Consider the following 20,388-nt stretch of genomic DNA (forward strand, 5'->3'; position numbering starts at 1 on the left):
CCGACCCCCAGGCCCCCGTTTCAGACCACAGACTTAACGACCCTGAGAGGGATTGACGCATAGTGCTCGACGTCAACTTCTTCGACGAGCTCCGGATCGGCCTGGCCACCGCTGACGACATCCGTCAGTGGAGCCACGGCGAGGTCAAGAAGCCCGAGACCATCAACTACCGCACCCTCAAGCCCGAGAAGGACGGACTCTTCTGCGAGAAGATCTTCGGTCCGACCCGGGACTGGGAGTGCTACTGCGGCAAGTACAAGCGCGTCCGCTTCAAGGGCATCATCTGCGAGCGCTGTGGCGTCGAGGTCACGCGTGCCAAGGTGCGCCGTGAGCGGATGGGCCACATCGAGCTGGCCGCCCCGGTCACGCACATCTGGTACTTCAAGGGTGTCCCCTCGCGCCTCGGCTACCTGCTGGACCTGGCGCCGAAGGACCTTGAGAAGGTCATCTACTTCGCCGCGTACATGATCACGTACGTCGACGAGGAGCGCCGTACCCGCGACCTGCCCTCCCTGGAGGCGCACGTCTCGGTCGAGCGCCAGCAGATCGAGAACCGCCGGGACGCCGACCTGGAGGCCCGCGCCAAGAAGCTTGAGTCCGACCTGGCCGAGCTGGAGGCCGAGGGCGCCAAGGCCGACGTGCGCCGCAAGGTGCGCGAGGGTGCCGAGCGCGAGATGAAGCAGCTGCGCGACCGCGCGCAGCGCGAGATCGACCGCCTCGACGAGGTGTGGAACCGGTTCAAGAACCTCAAGGTCCAGGACCTGGAGGGCGACGAGCTGCTCTACCGCGAGCTGCGCGACCGCTTCGGCACCTACTTCGACGGCTCGATGGGCGCCGCGGCGCTGCAGAAGCGCCTGGAGTCCTTCGACCTGGAGGAAGAGGCCGAGAGGCTCCGCGAGATCATCCGCACCGGCAAGGGCCAGAAGAAGACCCGCGCCCTGAAGCGGCTGAAGGTCGTCTCCGCGTTCCTGCAGACCTCCAACAGCCCCAAGGGCATGGTCCTGGACTGTGTCCCGGTCATCCCGCCGGACCTGCGTCCGATGGTGCAGCTGGACGGTGGCCGCTTCGCGACCTCCGACCTCAACGACCTGTACCGCCGTGTCATCAACCGCAACAACCGCCTGAAGCGCCTTCTCGACCTCGGTGCCCCCGAGATCATCGTGAACAACGAGAAGCGCATGCTCCAGGAGGCCGTCGACGCGCTCTTCGACAACGGCCGTCGCGGTCGCCCGGTCACGGGCCCCGGCAACCGTCCGCTGAAGTCGCTGTCCGACATGCTGAAGGGCAAGCAGGGTCGCTTCCGTCAGAACCTGCTCGGCAAGCGAGTCGACTACTCGGCGCGTTCCGTCATCGTCGTCGGCCCGCAGCTCAAGCTGCACCAGTGCGGTCTGCCCAAGGCCATGGCGCTGGAGCTCTTCAAGCCGTTCGTGATGAAGCGCCTGGTCGACCTGAACCACGCGCAGAACATCAAGAGCGCCAAGCGCATGGTGGAGCGCGGCCGCACCGTCGTGTACGACGTCCTCGAAGAGGTCATCGCCGAACACCCGGTGCTGCTGAACCGTGCGCCCACCCTGCACCGCCTCGGCATCCAGGCCTTCGAGCCGCAGCTGGTCGAGGGCAAGGCCATCCAGATCCACCCGCTCGTCTGCACCGCGTTCAACGCGGACTTCGACGGTGACCAGATGGCCGTGCACCTGCCGCTGTCCGCGGAGGCGCAGGCCGAGGCCCGCATCCTGATGCTGTCCTCGAACAACATCCTCAAGCCGGCCGACGGCCGTCCGGTGACGATGCCGACCCAGGACATGGTCCTCGGTCTGTTCTTCCTCACCACCGACGGCGAGATGCGTGACGTCAAGGGCGAGGGCCGCTCGTTCGCGTCCGTGGCCGAGGCGATCATGGCGTTCGACGCCGGCGAGCTCTCGCTGCAGTCGCGCGTGGACATCCGCTTCCCGGTGGGCACCATCCCGCCTCGCGGCTGGACCCCGCCGGCGCGCGAGGAGGGCGAGCCGGAGTGGCAGCAGGGTGACAGCTTCCGGCTGAACACCACGCTGGGCCGCGCGCTCTTCAACGAGCTGCTGCCCGAGGACTACCCGTTCGTCGACTACGAGGTCGGCAAGAAGCAGCTCTCCGAGATCGTCAACGACCTCGCCGAGCGGTACCCGAAGGTCATCGTGGCGGCGACGCTCGACAACCTGAAGGCGGCCGGCTTCTACTGGGCGACCCGTTCCGGTGTCACCGTGGCCATCTCCGACGTCGTCGTCCCCGAGGCGAAGAAGGAGATCGTCAAGGGCTACGAGGCGCAGGACGAGAAGGTCCAGAAGCAGTACGAGCGCGGTCTGATCACCAAGGACGAGCGTACGCAGGAGCTCATCGCGATCTGGACCAAGGCGACCAACGAGGTCGCCGAGGCGATGAACGACAACTTCCCGAAGACCAACCCGATCTTCATGATGGTGAACTCGGGTGCACGAGGCAACATGATGCAGATGCGTCAGATCGCCGGTATGCGTGGTCTTGTGTCGAACGCGAAGAACGAGACGATCCCGCGGCCCATCAAGGCCTCGTTCCGTGAGGGTCTGTCCGTGCTGGAGTACTTCATCTCCACGCACGGTGCCCGTAAGGGTCTGGCGGACACCGCTCTGCGTACCGCCGACTCGGGTTACCTCACCCGTCGTCTGGTCGACGTCTCGCAGGACGTCATCATCCGCGAGGAGGACTGCGGCACCGACCGTGGCCTGCGTCTGCGGATCGCCGACCGCGGCGCCGACGGCGTGCTGCGCAAGGCGGACGACGTCGAGACGTCCGTGTACGCGCGCTGCCTCGCCGAGGACATCGTGGTCGACGGCCAGGTGCTGGCCCCGGCCGGCACCGACCTGGGCGACGTCCTCATCGAGGAGCTCGTCGGCCGTGGCGTCGAGGAGGTCAAGACCCGCTCGGTCCTGACCTGCGAGTCCGCCGTCGGTACCTGCGCGATGTGCTACGGCCGCTCGCTGGCCACCGGCAAGCTGGTCGACATCGGTGAGGCGGTCGGCATCATCGCCGCCCAGTCCATCGGTGAGCCCGGTACCCAGCTGACGATGCGTACCTTCCACACCGGTGGTGTGGCCGGTGACGACATCACCCAGGGTCTGCCGCGTGTCGTCGAGCTCTTCGAGGCCCGTACCCCGAAGGGTGTCGCCCCGATCTCCGAGGCCTCCGGCCGCGTCCGGATCGAGGAGACCGAGAAGACCAAGAAGATCGTCGTCACCCCGGACGACGGCAGCGACGAGACGGCGTACCCGATCTCGAAGCGTGCCAAGGTCCTGGTCCGCGAGGGCGACCACGTCGAGGTGGGCCAGCAGCTCACCGTGGGTGCCACCAACCCGCACGACGTGCTGCGCATCCTGGGTCAGCGTGCCGTCCAGGTCCACCTGGTCGGCGAGGTCCAGAAGGTGTACAACTCGCAGGGTGTGTCGATCCACGACAAGCACATCGAGATCATCATCCGGCAGATGCTCCGCCGCGTGACGATCATCGAGTCCGGCGACGCCGAGCTGCTGCCCGGCGAGCTGGTCGAGCGCTCCCGCTTCGAGCAGGAGAACCGTCGTGTGGTCCAGGAGGGCGGTCACCCGGCCTCCGGTCGTCCGCAGCTGATGGGTATCACCAAGGCCTCGCTGGCGACGGAATCCTGGCTGTCGGCCGCCTCCTTCCAGGAGACGACCCGAGTCCTGACGGACGCGGCGATCAACGCCAAGTCCGACAGCCTCATCGGCCTCAAGGAGAACGTCATCATCGGTAAGCTCATCCCGGCCGGTACGGGCCTGTCCCGCTACCGCAACATCCGGGTCGAGCCGACCGAGGAGGCCAAGGCCGCGATGTACTCGGCCGTCGGCTACGACGACATCGACTACTCGCCGTTCGGCACGGGCTCCGGCCAGGCCGTGCCGCTGGAGGACTACGACTACGGTCCGTACAACCAGTAAGCGAGCGGCTTGAACTGAGGGGGCGGTCACCCTGCGGGGTGACCGCCCTTCGGCGTGTCCGGGCACGATGTCCCACGCAGGTCAAGTAGCCGGCGTGAGAACGGTGTTGAGGGAATATCCGGTGGAGCCGGCCCGTGTCTTCTTCGGCCGGGCGGCCGCATCGGTCGTGCCCCCGTGGCTGGGCTGGGCTGGGCTGGGCTGGGCCGGGCCGGCAGCGCACGCGGCCCGGCCGGCCCGGCGGCGGTCGTGGTGCTCGTCTGGAGCGCTTGCACCGTCTTCCCCTGCATGGATCGCCTGCGGCCCTGGTTCGCGCTCTCAGCGGCCGTCCTGGTGGCTCTGGGGGTGCTGCTCCGGCAGTGCTCCGAGGACCCTTTGCGTTCGGGATTCCCGGACATGCGGCTGTGGACGCCCGGGGCGCTTGCCGTCGGCAGACCAGCCGTACAGGAGCGCCGCCACACCGAGCCGTCTCACGCTCGGCGGTCGGGCTGCCGGTCCTCTTGCTCAGGCTGCCGAGCGTCGATCACGTGGTGGCAGGCAGCGGTGCGCTCCTCGCGAACGGCCTGCGGAGCGTCGTACACGATCTCGATGTCGTCGCCAGGGGAGAGGCCTGGAAGTCCGTCCTGCGGCCCGGGGATGTCGGCTCTGTCAATCTCTGGCGTGTCGCAGCCCACCCCATTTGTTTTGACCGCAGCGAATGAGGTAGGTACGCTCAGACCTTGTGCCTGGGGTGTGCCCTGGCTCCTGTGCGTGCCTGCAAACCGCATGGCGAGCCGCGAGCGGCCACCGTAATCTGCGCCCTTTTCGCCTTGCGGCGGGAGTCTGGCGGATTCGACACACCCGACCGCGTGGGTCGGCGACGTTCCAGGTTAGCTGTACCCATCGGCACACAGAAACCGGAGAAGTAGTGCCTACGATCCAGCAGCTGGTCCGCAAGGGCCGGCAGGACAAGGTCGAGAAGAACAAGACGCCCGCACTTGAGGGTTCCCCTCAGCGTCGCGGCGTCTGCACGCGTGTGTTCACGACCACCCCGAAGAAGCCGAACTCGGCCCTCCGCAAGGTCGCGCGTGTGCGTCTGACCAGCGGCATCGAGGTCACCGCTTACATTCCGGGTGAGGGACACAACCTGCAGGAGCACTCCATCGTGCTCGTGCGCGGCGGCCGTGTGAAGGACCTGCCGGGTGTTCGCTACAAGATCATCCGCGGCTCGCTCGACACCCAGGGTGTCAAGAACCGCAAGCAGGCTCGCAGCCGTTACGGCGCCAAGAAGGAGAAGTAAGAATGCCTCGTAAGGGCCCCGCCCCGAAGCGCCCGGTCATCATCGACCCGGTCTACGGCTCTCCTCTGGTGACCTCCCTGATCAACAAGGTGCTGCTGAACGGCAAGCGCTCCACCGCCGAGCGCATCGTCTACGGCGCCATGGAGGGCCTGCGCGAGAAGACCGGCAACGACCCGGTCATCACGCTCAAGCGCGCTCTTGAGAACATCAAGCCGACCCTTGAGGTCAAGTCCCGCCGTGTCGGTGGCGCCACCTACCAGGTCCCGGTCGAGGTCAAGCCCGGCCGTGCCAACACCCTGGCGCTGCGCTGGCTGGTCGGTTACTCCCGCGCCCGTCGCGAGAAGACCATGACCGAGCGTCTCCTCAACGAGCTTCTCGACGCCTCCAACGGCCTCGGTGCGGCCGTGAAGAAGCGCGAGGACACCCACAAGATGGCCGAGTCCAACAAGGCCTTCGCGCACTACCGCTGGTAGTCGCTACCCACATCGAGACCGAGAGAAGACTGAAGCCTTATGGCTACCACTTCACTTGACCTGGCCAGGGTCCGAAACATCGGGATCATGGCCCACATCGACGCGGGCAAGACGACCACCACCGAGCGGATCCTGTTCTACACCGGTGTGTCTTACAAGATCGGTGAGGTCCACGACGGCGCTGCCACCATGGACTGGATGGAGCAGGAGCAGGAGCGTGGCATCACGATCACCTCTGCTGCCACCACCTGTCACTGGTCGCTGGAGGACGTCGACCACACCATCAACATCATCGACACGCCGGGTCACGTCGACTTCACCGTCGAGGTGGAGCGTTCCCTGCGCGTGCTCGACGGTGCTGTCACGGTGTTCGACGGCGTCGCCGGCGTTGAGCCCCAGTCCGAGACGGTGTGGCGTCAGGCGGACCGCTACGGCGTTCCGCGTATCTGCTTCGTCAACAAGCTCGACCGCACCGGTGCCGAGTTCCACCGCTGTGTCGACATGATCTCCGACCGTCTGGGCGCGCAGCCGCTGGTCATGCAGCTGCCGATCGGTGCCGAGGCGGACTTCAAGGGCGTCGTCGACCTGGTGAAGATGAAGGCCCTGGTCTGGTCGGCCGAGGCGACCAAGGGCGAGATGTACGACACCGTCGACATCCCCGCCACGCACACCGAGGCCGCCGAGGAGTGGCGCGGCAAGCTGGTCGAGGCCGTCGCCGAGAACGACGAAGAGATCATGGAGCTGTACCTGGAGGGCGAGGAGCCCACCGAGGAGCAGCTGTACGCCGCGATCCGTCGTATCACCATCGCGTCCGGCAAGGGCACCGGCACCACCGTCACCCCGGTGTTCTGCGGCACCGCGTTCAAGAACAAGGGCGTCCAGCCCCTGCTCGACGCGGTCGTGCGCTACCTGCCGTCCCCGGTCGACATCGAGGCCATCGAGGGCCACGACGTCAAGGACCCGGAGACGGTCATCAAGCGCAAGCCGTCCGACGAGGAGCCCCTGTCCGCGCTGGCGTTCAAGATCATGAGCGACCCGCACCTGGGCAAGCTCACCTTCGTCCGCGTGTACTCCGGCCGCCTGGAGTCCGGCACCGCCGTGCTGAACTCCGTCAAGGGCCGCAAGGAGCGCATCGGCAAGATCTACCGCATGCACGCCAACAAGCGTGAGGAGATCGAGTCGGTGGGCGCGGGCGACATCGTCGCCGTCATGGGCCTGAAGCAGACCACCACCGGTGAGACGCTGTGCGACGAGAAGAACCCGGTGATCCTGGAGTCCATGGACTTCCCGGCGCCGGTCATCGAGGTCGCGATCGAGCCCAAGTCCAAGGGTGACCAGGAGAAGCTGGGTGTCGCCATCCAGCGTCTCGCGGAGGAGGACCCCTCCTTCCAGGTGCACACCAACGAGGAGACCGGCCAGACCGTCATCGGCGGTATGGGCGAGCTGCACCTCGAGGTGCTGGTCGACCGCATGAAGCGCGAGTTCAAGGTCGAGGCCAACGTCGGCAAGCCGCAGGTCGCGTACCGTGAGACCATTCGCCAGAAGGTCGACAAGGTCGAGTACACCCACAAGAAGCAGACGGGTGGCACCGGCCAGTTCGGTCGCGTCATCATCTCGATCGAGCCGATCGAGAGCGGCGACATGGCCTACGAGTTCGTGAACCAGGTCACCGGTGGCCGTATCCCGAAGGAGTACATCCCTTCGGTGGACGCCGGTGCGCAGGAGGCCATGCAGTTCGGCATCCTCGCCGGCTACGAGATGACCGGTGTCCGGGTCATCCTGCTGGACGGTGCCTACCACGAGGTCGACTCCTCCGAGCTCGCCTTCAAGATCGCCGGTTCGCAGGCCTTCAAGGAGGCCGCGCGCAAGGCCAAGCCCGTGCTCCTTGAGCCGATGATGGCCGTCGAGGTCACCACGCCCGAGGACTACATGGGTGAGGTCATCGGCGACATCAACTCCCGCCGTGGCCAGATCCAGGCCATGGAGGAGCGGGCTGGTGCCCGCGTCGTGAAGGGCCTCGTGCCCCTGTCGGAGATGTTCGGCTACGTCGGCGACCTCCGCAGCAAGACGTCGGGTCGCGCAAGCTACTCGATGCAGTTCGACTCCTACGCCGAGGTTCCGCGGAACGTCGCCGAGGAGATCATCGCGAAGGCCAAGGGCGAGTAACGCACCGCGTTCACACGCCGTAGGCTTGACTCCGGAGCCTCCAGGGGCAAACGTCCGCAATCGTGAGCGTTTGCCCCGGGTTCCGGGCCTTTACAGCAAAGATCACCTGGCGCCGATGAAGTAAGGCGTACAGAACCACTCCACAGGAGGACCCCAGTGGCGAAGGCGAAGTTCGAGCGGACTAAGCCGCACGTCAACATCGGCACCATCGGTCACATCGACCACGGTAAGACGACCCTCACGGCCGCCATTACCAAGGTGCTGCACGACGCGTACCCGGACCTGAACGAGGCCACCCCGTTCGACAACATCGACAAGGCTCCTGAGGAGCGTCAGCGCGGTATCACCATCTCCATCGCGCACGTCGAGTACCAGACCGAGGCGCGTCACTACGCCCACGTCGACTGCCCGGGTCACGCGGACTACATCAAGAACATGATCACGGGTGCGGCGCAGATGGACGGCGCCATCCTCGTGGTCGCCGCCACCGACGGCCCGATGCCGCAGACCAAGGAGCACGTGCTCCTGGCCCGCCAGGTCGGCGTTCCGTACATCGTCGTCGCCCTGAACAAGGCCGACATGGTGGACGACGAGGAGATCCTGGAGCTCGTCGAGCTCGAGGTCCGTGAGCTCCTCTCCGAGTACGAGTTCCCCGGCGACGACGTCCCGGTCGTCAAGGTCTCCGCGCTCAAGGCCCTTGAGGGCGAGCAGGAGTGGGTGGACTCCGTCCTCAACCTGATGAAGGCCGTCGACGAGTCGATCCCGCAGCCGGAGCGCGACGTCGACAAGCCGTTCCTCATGCCGATCGAGGACGTCTTCACCATCACCGGTCGCGGTACGGTCGTCACCGGCCGTATCGAGCGTGGTGTCCTCAAGGTCAACGAGAACGTGGACATCATCGGCATCAAGCCGGAGAAGACCTCCACCACGGTCACCGGCATCGAGATGTTCCGCAAGCTGCTCGACGAGGGTCAGGCCGGTGAGAACGTCGGTCTGCTCCTCCGTGGCATCAAGCGCGAGGACGTCGAGCGCGGCCAGGTCATCATCAAGCCGGGCTCGGTCACCCCGCACACCGAGTTCGAGGCGCAGGCCTACATCCTCTCCAAGGACGAGGGTGGCCGCCACACGCCGTTCTTCAACAACTACCGTCCGCAGTTCTACTTCCGCACGACGGACGTGACCGGCGTGGTGACCCTCCCCGAGGGCACCGAGATGGTCATGCCGGGTGACAACACCGAGATGAAGGTGGAGCTCATCCAGCCCGTCGCCATGGAAGAGGGCCTGAAGTTCGCCATCCGTGAGGGTGGCCGCACCGTGGGCGCCGGCCAGGTCACCAAGATCGTCAAGTAAGTTCCGCTTGCTTGCGGCTTGATGGCTTGAGGGTCAGTGCCTGACCCGAAGGTCTCGACCTGCGAGAGGCCCGTACGACTCCGGTCGTACGGGCCTCTTCGTATGTCCGGCCAGGGCCTCTTCCTGTGTCCGCCAGGGACTCGTCGTCTGTCCCGCCAGGGTCTCTTCGTGTGTCCCACCCGGGACCGCATACGGTTCTGCGGGTGAGGAAGAGGACCTTGATACACGCGGCGCTCCAGACGGTCGTCCCCTGGCTGGCCGTGGCGGCCGTGGTGATCGCCATGGCCTGGCAGCAGGGCCTGTTCTCCTGGGGCGCCTCGGCCGCGTCGGGCCCGGCCCGCACGATCCCGCTGCCGGGAGGCGGTTTCTCCGACGGCGGCCACTGCGGGGCCGAGGGCTACCACTACTTCCCGCTGCCCGCGTCCGCGTCCGCGCCCCCCGCGGCGGAGTCCCCGGCCCCGGTGCCCGGCCCGCGGCTCGTCCTCGGCTCCTACGGCTACGAGAAGCCGTCCCGCGCCCCCGGCCGCTTCACCATCGGCCTGCTCTTCGCACCGGGTCCCAAGGGATCGCTGGAGCTGTCGCGGGCCCTGGGCGGCGAGGGCGTCGCCGTCGAGATCGAGGGCCCGCGGGGGCTGGTCGGCGGTGCCCACGGCCTGCCCGTCACCTGGGACTCCGCCACGAAGTCGGGCACCGGTGACAGCGCCGAGGTGTCCCTGCCGCTGGAGGCACTGTGCCCCGGGCAGAACGCGAGGGACGTGGTGGAGAAGCTCCAGCCGCCGATCGACTCCTCGAACACCATCACCGGGCAGCCGGCCTACACCCTGACCGTGTCCGTGCGTGATCCGGGGATCGGGGCGCAGCGCAGGTCGATGGGACTGCCGGCGGGCGGCAACCTGCTCAGCGCGAACAATCTGGTGGCGGAGGACGGCTTCCTGCTCGCGGGCTCGGCGTACTGACGGCTTCGAAACTATTCGGCGCGTACGACCCGTTCCCCCGCCCCTGCCTCCCCCCACTATTTGTCATGCCGATGAGCAAATAGGGGCCGGAGGGGCTGGAGGGGTGAGGTATGTCGTCTGCGCACGTCAGCCGTAGGACGGTGCTCGGCGGGACGGTCCTGGGCGCCGGGCTGGCCGCGATGCCGGTGGGGGGCCAGGGGACCGCGTCCGCCGCCCCGGGGAACGGGCTCCGGGCGACGGACCCGGGGGCGTACATCTCGTTCACGGGCGGGGTGTTCTCCCTGGTCGGCGCGCCCGTGGTGGTGAGCGCGGAGGACCACCCCGGGGTCGTACGGGTGGCCGGGGACCTCCGGGACGACCTCGCGCGGGTGACCGGTGTCCGCCCGGGCACGACGATCGGCCGCTTCCCGGTGCTGCTCGGCACGATCGGCCGCAGCCCGCTGATCGACGGACTGATCCGGTCCGGAAAGCTCGACGTCACGGGCGTGCGAGGCAGGTGGGAGACCTCGCTCCAGACGGTCGTGGAGCACCCGATGCCCGGTGTGGAGCGGGCCTTCGTCATCGCGGGCAGCGACCCGCGGGGCACGATCTTCGGGGCGTACGACGTCTCGTACGGCATCGGCGTCTCGCCCTGGCACTGGTGGGACGACGTACCGCCGGCCCGGCGCGACGCGGTCTGGGTGAAGGCCGGCCGCTTCACCCAGGGGACCCCGGCGGTGAAGTACCGGGGCGTCTTCATCAACGACGAGAACCCGGCGCTCGGCACCTGGGCACCGGCGTACTTCGGCCCGGGGAAGGCACCGGGCTACCCCGGCGGCTTTACCGCCGACTTCTACGCGAAGGTCTTCGAGGTCCTGCTGCGCCTGAAGGGCAACTACCTCTGGCCGGCGGTCTGGGGCCGGGCGTTCGCGGAGGACGACCCGGACAACCACCGGCGGGCGGCCGAGTACGGCATCGTCATGGGAACGTCCCACGAGGCGCCGATGATGCGGGGCATCGAGGAGTGGAACCGGCACGCCGGCTCCGGGACCGACCCCTACGGGGGCACGGGCGAATGGTCGTACCGCCGCAACCCGGAGGCGATCCGCGCGTACTGGCGCGCCGGCATCCAGCGCATGGTCGACCAGGGCTTCGAGGGCGTCGTCACCCTCGGCATGCGCGGCAACGGCGACACGAGTCTCCCCGACGGCGACGGCATCGAACTGATGCGGGAGATCATCGCCGACCAGCGCCGCATCATCGAGGAGGTGACCGGCAGGCCGGCGGCCGAGACCCCCCAGGTCTGGACCCTCTACAAGGAGGTCCAGCGCTACTGGGACCGCGGCCTGCGCGCCCCGGACGACGTCACCGTGGTCCTCACGGACGACAACTGGGGCAACATCCGCAAGCACCCGGACAGCCCCCGCGCCGGCGGATACGGCCTCTACTACCACTTCGACTACGTCGGCGCCGGCCGCAACTACAAGTGGGTCGACACCGCGAACCTCAGGAACGTCTGGGAACAGCTCCACCAGGCGCACGCCCACGGCAACCACGGCCTGTGGGTGGTCAACGTCGGTGACCTCAAGGGCAACGAACTGCCGACGGAGTTCTTCCTCTCCTACGCCTGGAACCCCGACGCCTGGCCGCTGGAGCGCCTCGGCGCCTGGGAGCAGCGCTACGCCCGCCAGAACTTCGGCGAGGCGCAGGCCAAGGAGATCGCCTCGCTGCTGGCGGCCTACGGCCGGCTCCAGGCCCGCCGCAAACCGGAGCTGCTGAACCGCCGGATCACCCTCTCCGGCGACCAGGTCGTGTACGACGACCGGCAGAGCCCGTACTACTTCGCACACCGGGAACTGGAACGGGTCACCGAGGAGTGGCGCGCGCTGGGCCGCCGCGCGGAACGCGTCGAGCGCAGACTGCCGGTGCGGTTGCGGGATGCGTGGTTCGAACTCGCCGGCTACGCGGTCACGGCGACCGCGAACCTCTACGTGCTGCGGGAGGCGGAGTTCACGAACCTGCTGTACGCGGCGCAGGGCCGGGCCGCGGCCAACGACCGCGCGGCACAGGCGGAAGCCGCTCTCGGCCAGGACCTCGCCCTCGCCGAGCGCTTCAACTCCCGTGTCGCCGACGGCAAATGGCAGGGCTTCCAGACCCAGCCCCACATCGACTACGGGGACGTCGACCGCTACGGACCCAACGCGGGCTGGCAGCAGCCGGAGAAGGACAACGTGGCGCTGCCGGATGTGCTGTTCCCCGCGGTGAGGCGCATCGAGGTGCCCTCGGGTGCGGAGCTGGGCGTGTCCGTGGACGGGGCCGAAGACGCGGGGGAGTGGTGGCCGGGAGGCTCCTCCTCGGCCGCGTCCCTGCCGCCGTTCAGCCCGTACCAGACCCGCCCCCAGCAGTACGTGGAGATCTTCAACCGAGGCCGTACGCCCTTCCCGTACGAGGTCTCGGTCTCGGCGCCCTGGCTGCGGGTGGACCGCCCGCGCGGCCGGGTGGACCAGCAGGTCCGCCTGGAGGTGCAGGTGGACTGGTCCCGCGCTCCGGCCGGGCGCGCGGAGGCGACCCTGACGGTGCACGGAGCGGGCGCGTCGGTCCCGGTCCGCTGCGTGGCGGAACGCCCCTCGGGCCTGCGGCCGCGGGGCTTCGTGGAGGCCGGCGGCTACGTGGCGATCGACGCCGAGCACTACGACCGGGCGGTCGGGCAGTGGCGCCGCATCGACGGCATCGGACGGACCGGCGCGGGCATGACCCCATGGCCGGTGACGTCCCCGAGCCGCACCCCGGGCGGCGACTCACCTCGCCTGGAGTACGAGGTGACGCTGCTGTCCGCCCCCGGCGAGGTGACGGTCTGGGCCCACCTGTCCCCCCGCAACCCGGCCGTCCCCGGCGTCTCGGGCCTGCGCTACGGCATCTCGCTGGACGACGGCCCGATCCGGACCGTGGACATCACGGCGGGCGCGGACGACGGCGCGCTGAACACGGTGTGGGCGCGGCACACCTCGGACAACATCAACGCGACGGCGACCACGCACACCCTGACGAAGCCGGGCGTCCACCGGCTGAGGTTCTGGATGGTGGACCCGACGGTGGTGGTGCAGCGCCTGCTGATCGACACGGGCGGGCTGCCTCAGCTGTACCTGGGGCCGCTGGAGAGCGCGCGGGCGGGGGACGGTCACCCGTAGAGCGGCAGACACTCCGTCGAGATCGTCCAGTCGGCGATCGTCACTCCTCGCTACGGGTCGCGCCCTCGGGGAAGCGGGCGGCGAGGGTCTTGATGCCGACGCGGGCGCCGGGCGGCAGCGACTGGATGCGGCAGGCCGGACCGATCGCGAGGAGGGAGAGGTCATCACCGTGAACCGGGTGGTGTGGCGGGTGTGGTCGTGGAGGAGCCCGCCGCTGTCAGGGGCCCGGTTCGGGTTGTTGTCGGCGGTAACGGGGGACGCGGCGCATGTGCGCGCGCCGGGTGAGGGCCGGCAAGCCGCTCACACACGTCTCCACGGCCCGGCTCGGCGAGCCCGGCACGGCGAAGCCCTTCGCGCAGGCACAGGGGTCCTGCGCCGCGCTGCGTGACACGGCGGTGGCAGGGAGCGGCACACCCGGGATCATGGGGTACCCGGCGGATACGGACGCCCCGCAGACCAACTGCTACCTGGTGACCGGCGCGAAGAAGCCCGCCTACGGGCTGTACGCGTACTACGGCGTCGCCGCCGAGGACTTCGAGTCGGCCGGGTTCGGCGGCCCCGACCACGACTTCGTCCTGGCGACCGCGAGCTGCCCCCCCGCTCCACCCACGAGGCGGTCTTCGCGTTCTACCGCCTCTACGACCGGGACACCCACAGCTACCCGGCCCCGCACTACTCCGCCGCGTTCGCCCGCACCGCGCTGAAGGTCTTCGCGCGGCACGAGGCGGCACAGCGCGGCTGCGGCACGGTACGGATCATGGATGTGCCGTGAACGCGGCGCCGGTTTGACCTACGTCACCTTCGGGGTAATCTCTTCGGCTCGATTGGCGGAGGCGCTGCCCCATATGGCAGACTGTCCGAGTTGCTCGGTCGAGTGTTGATGCTGCGCGCCTCCCGCCGGGAGGACCGGAAGCGAGTCCCACAGTACTCGTCGCCCTAACTGCCCTCGGGCAGCACTGGGGCGGACGTACGGGAATCTTCCGGGAAGCGTGGGCGCGGCACCGGCCAGGCGCCCGGTGGACCCGAGGTCCCCGGTCCGCGGTTCCGGAAGGGCCGTGTCAATCCCGCGGGGATGTTCGAACAAGGGACATCCGTGTCAGCGGGAGCGCGACACGCCCGACCGCGTGGGTCGGAGAACGAGGGATGCAGGAACCACCGGGTTCCAGAGCGTGAGAAGAGACAGGACTACTGAGTAGCCATGGCGGGACAGAAGATCCGCATCCGGCTCAAGGCCTACGACCACGAGGTCATCGACTCCTCGGCGAAGAAGATCGTCGAGACGGTGACCCGTACCGGTGCGTCGGTCGCGGGCCCGGTGCCGCTGCCCACTGAGAAGAACGTGTACTGCGTCATCAAGTCGCCGCACAAGTACAAGGACTCGCGCGAGCACTTCGAGATGCGCACGCACAAGCGCCTGATCGACATCCTCGACCCGACCCCCAAGACCGTTGACTCTCTGATGCGACTCGACCTGCCGGCCGGTGTCGACATCGAGATCAAGCTCTGAGGCTGGTGGGCTGAGAATGGCTAAGCAGATCAAGGGCATCCTGGGCGAGAAGCTCGGCATGACGCAGGTGTGGGACGAGAACAACCGTGTTGTTCCGGTCACCGTCGTCAAGGCTGGGCCCAACGTCGTCACCCAGGTCCGTACGAATGACGTCGACGGCTACGAGTCCGTTCAGATCGCCTTCGGCGAGATCGACCCGCGCAAGGTGAACAAGCCCCTCAAGGGCCACTTCGCCAAGGCCGACGTCACCCCCCGTCGCCACCTCGTCGAGATCCGCACCGCGGACGCCTCCGAGTACACGCTCGGCCAGGAGATCACCGCTGCGGTGTTCGAGGCCGGTGTCAAGGTCGACGTGACCGGCAAGAGCAAGGGCAAGGGCTTCGCCGGTGTCATGAAGCGCCACAACTTCCGTGGCCTCGGCGCCGGACACGGCACCCAGCGCAAGCACCGCTCCCCCGGTTCCATCGGTGGCTGCGCCACCCCGGGCCGTGTGTTCAAGGGCCTCCGCATGGCGGGTCGCATGGGCAACGAGCGGGTCACCACCCAGAACCTGACCGTCCACGCCGTTGACGCGGAGAAGGGTCTGCTGCTCATCAAGGGCGCGGTTCCCGGTCCGAACGGCGGCCTCGTCCTGGTCCGCACCGCGGCCAAGGGGGCCTGAGGTAACCGATGAGCACTGTTGACATCCTTTCGCCGGCGGGCGAGAAGGCCGGTTCCGTCGAGCTCCCCGCGGAGATCTTCGACGCCAAGGTCAGCGTTCCGCTGATCCACCAGGTCGTCGTCGCGCAGCTGGCCGCTGCCCGTCAGGGCACGCACAAGACCAAGACCCGCGGTGAAGTCCGTGGTGGCGGCAAGAAGCCGTACCGCCAGAAGGGCACCGGTCGCGCCCGTCAGGGTTCGACCCGCGCGCCGCAGTTCGCCGGTGGTGGCGTCGTGCACGGTCCCGTGCCGCGCGACTACTCGCAGCGCACCCCGAAGAAGATGAAGGCCGCCGCCCTGCGCGGTGCCCTCACCGACCGGGCGCGTCACAACCGCATCCACGTCGTCTCCGGCGTGGTCGAGGGCGAGACCCCCAGCACCAAGGCCGCCAAGTCGCTGTTCGGCAAGATCTCGGAGCGCAAGAACCTGCTCCTGGTCGTCGACCGCGCCGACGAGGCCGCGTGGCTGTCCGCCCGCAACCTGCCCCAGGTCCACATCCTGGAGCCGGGCCAGCTGAACACGTACGACGTTCTCGTCTCGGACGACGTGGTCTTCACCCAGGCCGCTTTCGAGTCCTTCGTCGCCGGCCCGAAGGCCAACGACACCGAAGGGAGCGAGGTCTGATGGCCATCCGTCACCCCGCTATCGCCTCGAAGGCCGCCAAGGCCGCCAAGGCCGCGCGCGTCGCCAAGGCGCGCCGTCACGCCGCCGAGGGCAAGAACACCGTCGAGACCCCGCTGAGCAAGTCGTACACGGACCCCCGTGACGTCCTGCTGAAGCCGGTCGTCTCCGAGAAGAGCTACGCGCTCCTCGACGAGAACAAGTACACGTTCATCGTCGACCCGAACGCCAACAAGACCCAGATCAAGCAGGCCGTCCAGGCGGTCTTCGACGTCAAGGTCACCGGGGTCAACACGATCAACCGCCAGGGCAAGCGCAAGCGGACCCGCACCGGCTTCGGCCAGCGCGCGGGCACCAAGCGCGCGATCGTGACCCTCGCCGAGGGCGACCGTATCGACATCTTCGGCGGTCCGACCGCCTGAGGGCGGTCCGGATCGTCCGATATCGGACGAGGACTGAGAAATGGGAATCCGCAAGTACAAGCCGACTACGCCGGGCCGTCGTGGCGCCAGCGTCGCCGACTTCGTCGAGGTCACGCGGTCCACGCCGGAGAAGTCGCTGGTCCGTCCCCTGCACAGCAAGGGCGGCCGTAACAACGCCGGTCGTGTGACCGTTCGCCACCAGGGTGGCGGACACAAGCGCGCCTACCGTGTGATCGACTTCCGTCGTCACGACAAGGACGGCGTGCCGGCGAAGGTCGCGCACATCGAGTACGACCCCAACCGCACCGCGCGCATCGCGCTGCTGCACTACGCCGACGGCGAGAAGCGCTACATCCTCGCCCCGCGCAACCTGCAGCAGGGCGACACCGTGGAGAACGGTCCCGGGGCCGACATCAAGCCGGGCAACAACCTGGCCCTCCGCAACATCCCGGTCGGTACCACGATCCACGCGATCGAGCTCCGTCCCGGTGGCGGTGCCAAGTTCGCCCGCTCCGCCGGTGCCTCCGTGCAGCTGCTCGCGAAGGAGGGCGCCTACGCCCACCTGCGCATGCCGTCCGGTGAGATCCGCCTGGTCGACGTGCGCTGCCGCGCCACCGTCGGCGAGGTCGGCAACGCCGAGCAGAGCAACATCAACTGGGGCAAGGCGGGCCGCAAGCGGTGGCTGGGCGTTCGCCCGACCGTCCGTGGTGTGGTCATGAACCCGGTTGACCACCCGCACGGTGGTGGTGAGGGCCGGACCTCCGGTGGTCGCCACCCTGTGTCCCCGTGGGGCAAGAAGGAAGGCCGTACTCGTTCGCCCAAGAAGGCGTCGAACAAGTACATCGTCCGCCGCCGCAAGACGAACAAGAAGCGCTAAGGACGGGTTGAGATGCCTCGTAGCTTGAAGAAGGGGCCCTTCGTCGACGACCACCTGATGAAGAAGGTGGACACGCAGAACGAAGCCGGCACCAAGAACGTCATCAAGACCTGGTCCCGTCGCTCGATGATCGTCCCGGCCATGCTCGGCCACACGATCGCGGTGCACAACGGCAAGACCCACATCCCGGTGTTCGTCACCGAGTCGATGGTCGGCCACAAGCTCGGCGAGTTCTCGCCGACGCGCACCTTCCGGGGCCACGTCAAGGAAGACCGGAAGTCGAAGCGCCGCTAGCAGCGGATCGCATTCAGACACGTAAGTAACTGAAGGGACAACCATGGAAGCCAGGGCCCAGGCGCGGTACATCCGCGTCACGCCCATGAAGGCCCGCCGCGTGGTGGACCTCATCCGTGGCATGGACGCCACGGAGGCCCAGGCCGTCCTGCGATTCGCTCCGCAGGCCGCCTCGGTGCCGGTGGGCAAGGTGCTCGACAGCGCCATCGCCAACGCCGCGCACAACTACGACCACACCGATGTCGACAGCCTCTTCATCTCCGAGGCCTACGTCGACGAGGGCCCGACCCTGAAGCGGTTCCGTCCGCGTGCCCAGGGCCGTGCCTACCGGATCCGCAAGCGGACCAGCCACATCACCGTGGTCGTCAGCAGCAAGGAAGGAACCCGGTAATGGGCCAGAAGGTAAACCCGCACGGGTTCCGGCTCGGTGTCACGACCGACTTCAAGTCGCGTTGGTACGCCGACAAGCTGTACAAGGACTACGTCAAGGAAGACGTCGCCATCCGTCGGATGATGACGTCCGGCATGGAGCGCGCCGGCATCTCCAAGGTCGAGATCGAGCGCACCCGTGACCGCGTGCGTGTGGACATCCACACCGCTCGTCCGGGCATCGTCATCGGCCGCCGTGGCGCCGAGGCCGACCGCATCCGCGGCGACCTTGAGAAGCTCACGGGCAAGCAGGTCCAGCTGAACATCCTCGAGGTCAAGAACCCCGAGACCGACGCTCAGCTCGTGGCCCAGGCCGTCGCCGAGCAGCTCTCCTCCCGCGTCTCCTTCCGTCGGGCCATGCGCAAGAGCATGCAGTCCGCCATGAAGGCCGGCGCCAAGGGCATCAAGATCCAGTGCGGTGGCCGCCTCGGCGGCGCCGAGATGTCCCGCTCGGAGTTCTACCGCGAGGGCCGCGTGCCCCTGCACACGCTCCGCGCGAACGTGGACTACGGCTTCTTCGAGGCCAAGACGACCTTCGGCCGCATCGGTGTGAAGGTCTGGATCTACAAGGGCGACGTCAAGAACATCGCCGAGGTCCGCGCCGAGAACGCTGCCGCCCGTGCGGGTAACCGCCCGGCCCGCGGTGGCGCCGACCGCCCGGCCCGTGGTGGCCGCGGTGGCGAGCGGCGCGGTCGCAAGCCGCAGCAGGCTGCCGGTGCCGAGGCCCCCAAGGCCGAGGCTCCCGCCGCCGCTCCGGCTGAGAGCACCGGAACGGAGGCCTGACCGTCATGCTGATCCCCCGTAGGGTCAAGCACCGCAAGCAGCACCACCCGAAGCGCAACGGTATGTCCAAGGGTGGGACGCAGGTTGCGTTCGGCGAGTACGGCATCCAGGCGCTGACCCCGGCCTACGTGACGAACCGCCAGATCGAGGCGGCTCGTATCGCGATGACCCGCCACATCAAGCGTGGCGGCAAGGTCTGGATCAACATCTACCCGGACCGTCCCCTCACCAAGAAGCCGGCCGAGACCCGCATGGGTTCCGGTAAGGGTTCTCCGGAGTGGTGGATCGCCAACGTCAAGCCCGGACGTGTGATGTTCGAGCTGTCGTACCCCAACGAGAAGATCGCCCGTGAGGCGCTGACGCGTGCGGCCCACAAGCTGCCGATGAAGTGCCGGATCGTCAAGCGCGAGGCAGGTGAAGCGTGATGTCGGCCGGTACCAAGGCGTCCGAGCTGCGCGAGCTGGGCAACGAGGAGCTTCTGGCGAAGCTCCGCGAGGCCAAGGAAGAGCTGTTCAACCTCCGCTTCCAGGCGGCGACCGGTCAGCTCGAGAACCACGGTCGGCTGAAGGCCGTCCGCAAGGACATCGCGCGGATCTACACCCTGATGCGTGAGCGCGAGCTGGGCATCGAGACGGTGGAGAGCGCCTGATGAGCGAGAGCAACGTGACTGAGCAGAACACCGAAGCCCGAGGCTTCCGCAAGACCCGTGAGGGTCTGGTCGTCAGCGACAAGATGGACAAGACCGTCGTCGTCGCCGTCGAGGACCGTGTGAAGCACGCGCTGTACGGCAAGGTCATCCGCCGTACGAACAAGCTCAAGGCCCACGACGAGCAGAACGCCGCGGGCGTCGGCGACCGCGTCCTCCTCATGGAGACCCGGCCGCTGTCCGCGACGAAGCGCTGGCGCGTCGTCGAGATCCTCGAGAAGGCCAAGTAATTTCTCCTGCGGGGCGCCCCTCGCAGGACAGTTCCGCCAGGCTCCGGGGGCCGCTCGCCGAGCGGCCCCCGGGGAACCGGCAGACAAACAGGAGATAGACGTGATCCAGCAGGAGTCGCGACTGCGTGTCGCCGACAACACTGGTGCGAAGGAGATCCTTTGCATCCGTGTGCTCGGTGGCTCCGGTCGCCGCTACGCGGGCATCGGTGACGTCATCGTCGCCACCGTCAAGGACGCGATCCCCGGTGGCAACGTGAAGAAGGGTGACGTCGTCAAGGCGGTCATCGTTCGCACCGTCAAGGAGCGCCGCCGTCCGGACGGCTCGTACATCCGCTTCGACGAGAACGCCGCCGTCATTCTGAAGAACGACGGCGACCCTCGCGGCACCCGCATCTTCGGCCCGGTCGGGCGTGAGCTGCGCGAGAAGAAGTTCATGAAGATCATCTCGCTGGCTCCGGAGGTGCTGTAAG

General features: G+C 67.9%; 20 protein-coding genes. All 20 read left to right on the forward strand.

All coding sequences use genetic code 11. The annotated features are described in order from the left end of the window. Window positions 1-62: 62 nt before the first annotated feature. The 20 genes from C3492_RS18130 to rplN all read left to right on the forward strand — a co-directional run bounded on the left by C3492_RS18130 (window position 63) and on the right by rplN (window position 20,387). On the forward strand, window positions 63-3,962 hold the full coding sequence (locus C3492_RS18130) for a DNA-directed RNA polymerase subunit beta' (protein WP_103812789.1): 3,900 nt from the start codon (window positions 63-65) through the stop codon (window positions 3,960-3,962). Window positions 3,963-4,866: 904 nt separating this feature from the next. Next, complete coding sequence (rpsL, locus tag C3492_RS18140; RefSeq protein WP_003948652.1) at window positions 4,867-5,238, forward strand: 30S ribosomal protein S12; 372 nt, start codon at window positions 4,867-4,869, stop codon at window positions 5,236-5,238. Between the two features lie 2 nt (window positions 5,239-5,240). After that, the gene (gene rpsG, locus C3492_RS18145; protein ID WP_003998848.1) at window positions 5,241-5,711 is read left to right on the forward strand and encodes a 30S ribosomal protein S7; all 471 of its coding nucleotides are present in this window, start codon (window positions 5,241-5,243) and stop codon (window positions 5,709-5,711) included. 39 nt (window positions 5,712-5,750) lie between these two features. Further along, complete coding sequence (gene fusA / locus C3492_RS18150; protein ID WP_103812791.1) at window positions 5,751-7,877, forward strand: elongation factor G; 2,127 nt, start codon at window positions 5,751-5,753, stop codon at window positions 7,875-7,877. A gap of 156 nt (window positions 7,878-8,033) precedes the next feature. Continuing rightward, window positions 8,034-9,227: an elongation factor Tu gene (gene tuf / locus C3492_RS18155; protein ID WP_030778468.1), complete on the forward strand. Its 1,194-nt coding sequence runs from the start codon at window positions 8,034-8,036 to the stop codon at window positions 9,225-9,227. A 203-nt stretch (window positions 9,228-9,430) separates the two neighbouring features. Beyond that, the gene (locus tag C3492_RS18160; RefSeq protein WP_308461152.1) at window positions 9,431-10,183 is read left to right on the forward strand and encodes a hypothetical protein; all 753 of its coding nucleotides are present in this window, start codon (window positions 9,431-9,433) and stop codon (window positions 10,181-10,183) included. Between the two features lie 179 nt (window positions 10,184-10,362). After that, complete coding sequence (locus tag C3492_RS18165; protein WP_258055760.1) at window positions 10,363-13,350, forward strand: glycosyl hydrolase 115 family protein; 2,988 nt, start codon at window positions 10,363-10,365, stop codon at window positions 13,348-13,350. Window positions 13,351-13,616: 266 nt separating this feature from the next. Then, on the forward strand, window positions 13,617-14,054 hold the full coding sequence (locus C3492_RS18170) for a hypothetical protein (protein ID WP_103812794.1): 438 nt from the start codon (window positions 13,617-13,619) through the stop codon (window positions 14,052-14,054). Between the two features lie 494 nt (window positions 14,055-14,548). Then, the gene (gene rpsJ, locus C3492_RS18175) at window positions 14,549-14,857 is read left to right on the forward strand and encodes a 30S ribosomal protein S10 (protein ID WP_003948644.1); all 309 of its coding nucleotides are present in this window, start codon (window positions 14,549-14,551) and stop codon (window positions 14,855-14,857) included. Window positions 14,858-14,873: 16 nt separating this feature from the next. Beyond that, on the forward strand, window positions 14,874-15,518 hold the full coding sequence (gene rplC, locus C3492_RS18180) for a 50S ribosomal protein L3 (RefSeq protein WP_059252066.1): 645 nt from the start codon (window positions 14,874-14,876) through the stop codon (window positions 15,516-15,518). 8 nt (window positions 15,519-15,526) lie between these two features. After that, on the forward strand, window positions 15,527-16,180 hold the full coding sequence (gene rplD, locus C3492_RS18185; RefSeq protein ID WP_103812795.1) for a 50S ribosomal protein L4: 654 nt from the start codon (window positions 15,527-15,529) through the stop codon (window positions 16,178-16,180). Beyond that, the gene (gene rplW, locus C3492_RS18190) at window positions 16,180-16,599 is read left to right on the forward strand and encodes a 50S ribosomal protein L23 (RefSeq protein ID WP_103812796.1); all 420 of its coding nucleotides are present in this window, start codon (window positions 16,180-16,182) and stop codon (window positions 16,597-16,599) included. Before rplD ends, rplW begins: the two co-directional genes overlap by 1 nt. 40 nt (window positions 16,600-16,639) lie before the next feature. After that, complete coding sequence (gene rplB, locus C3492_RS18195) at window positions 16,640-17,476, forward strand: 50S ribosomal protein L2 (RefSeq protein ID WP_030601203.1); 837 nt, start codon at window positions 16,640-16,642, stop codon at window positions 17,474-17,476. A gap of 12 nt (window positions 17,477-17,488) precedes the next feature. Next, complete coding sequence (gene rpsS / locus C3492_RS18200; RefSeq protein WP_030641188.1) at window positions 17,489-17,770, forward strand: 30S ribosomal protein S19; 282 nt, start codon at window positions 17,489-17,491, stop codon at window positions 17,768-17,770. 43 nt (window positions 17,771-17,813) lie between these two features. Further along, on the forward strand, window positions 17,814-18,161 hold the full coding sequence (gene rplV / locus C3492_RS18205) for a 50S ribosomal protein L22 (protein WP_006130776.1): 348 nt from the start codon (window positions 17,814-17,816) through the stop codon (window positions 18,159-18,161). After that, complete coding sequence (rpsC, locus tag C3492_RS18210; protein ID WP_014674374.1) at window positions 18,161-18,982, forward strand: 30S ribosomal protein S3; 822 nt, start codon at window positions 18,161-18,163, stop codon at window positions 18,980-18,982. The genes rplV and rpsC overlap by 1 nt, the downstream gene beginning before the upstream one ends. A 5-nt stretch (window positions 18,983-18,987) precedes the next feature. Beyond that, window positions 18,988-19,407, forward strand: a complete 420-nt coding sequence (rplP, locus tag C3492_RS18215) for a 50S ribosomal protein L16 (protein WP_009190136.1) — start codon at window positions 18,988-18,990, stop codon at window positions 19,405-19,407. Continuing rightward, window positions 19,407-19,631, forward strand: coding sequence for a 50S ribosomal protein L29 (gene rpmC, locus C3492_RS18220; protein WP_003974259.1), 225 nt, complete (start codon window positions 19,407-19,409; stop codon window positions 19,629-19,631). The genes rplP and rpmC overlap by 1 nt, the downstream gene beginning before the upstream one ends. Beyond that, window positions 19,631-19,918, forward strand: coding sequence for a 30S ribosomal protein S17 (gene rpsQ, locus C3492_RS18225; protein ID WP_030641193.1), 288 nt, complete (start codon window positions 19,631-19,633; stop codon window positions 19,916-19,918). The genes rpmC and rpsQ overlap by 1 nt, the downstream gene beginning before the upstream one ends. Window positions 19,919-20,018: 100 nt before the next feature. Then, on the forward strand, window positions 20,019-20,387 hold the full coding sequence (gene rplN, locus C3492_RS18230; protein WP_003998823.1) for a 50S ribosomal protein L14: 369 nt from the start codon (window positions 20,019-20,021) through the stop codon (window positions 20,385-20,387). Window position 20,388 lies beyond the last annotated feature (1 nt).

This window comes from Streptomyces sp. Ru62 (assembly GCF_002920615.1).
Lineage (GTDB): Bacteria > Actinomycetota > Actinomycetes > Streptomycetales > Streptomycetaceae > Streptomyces.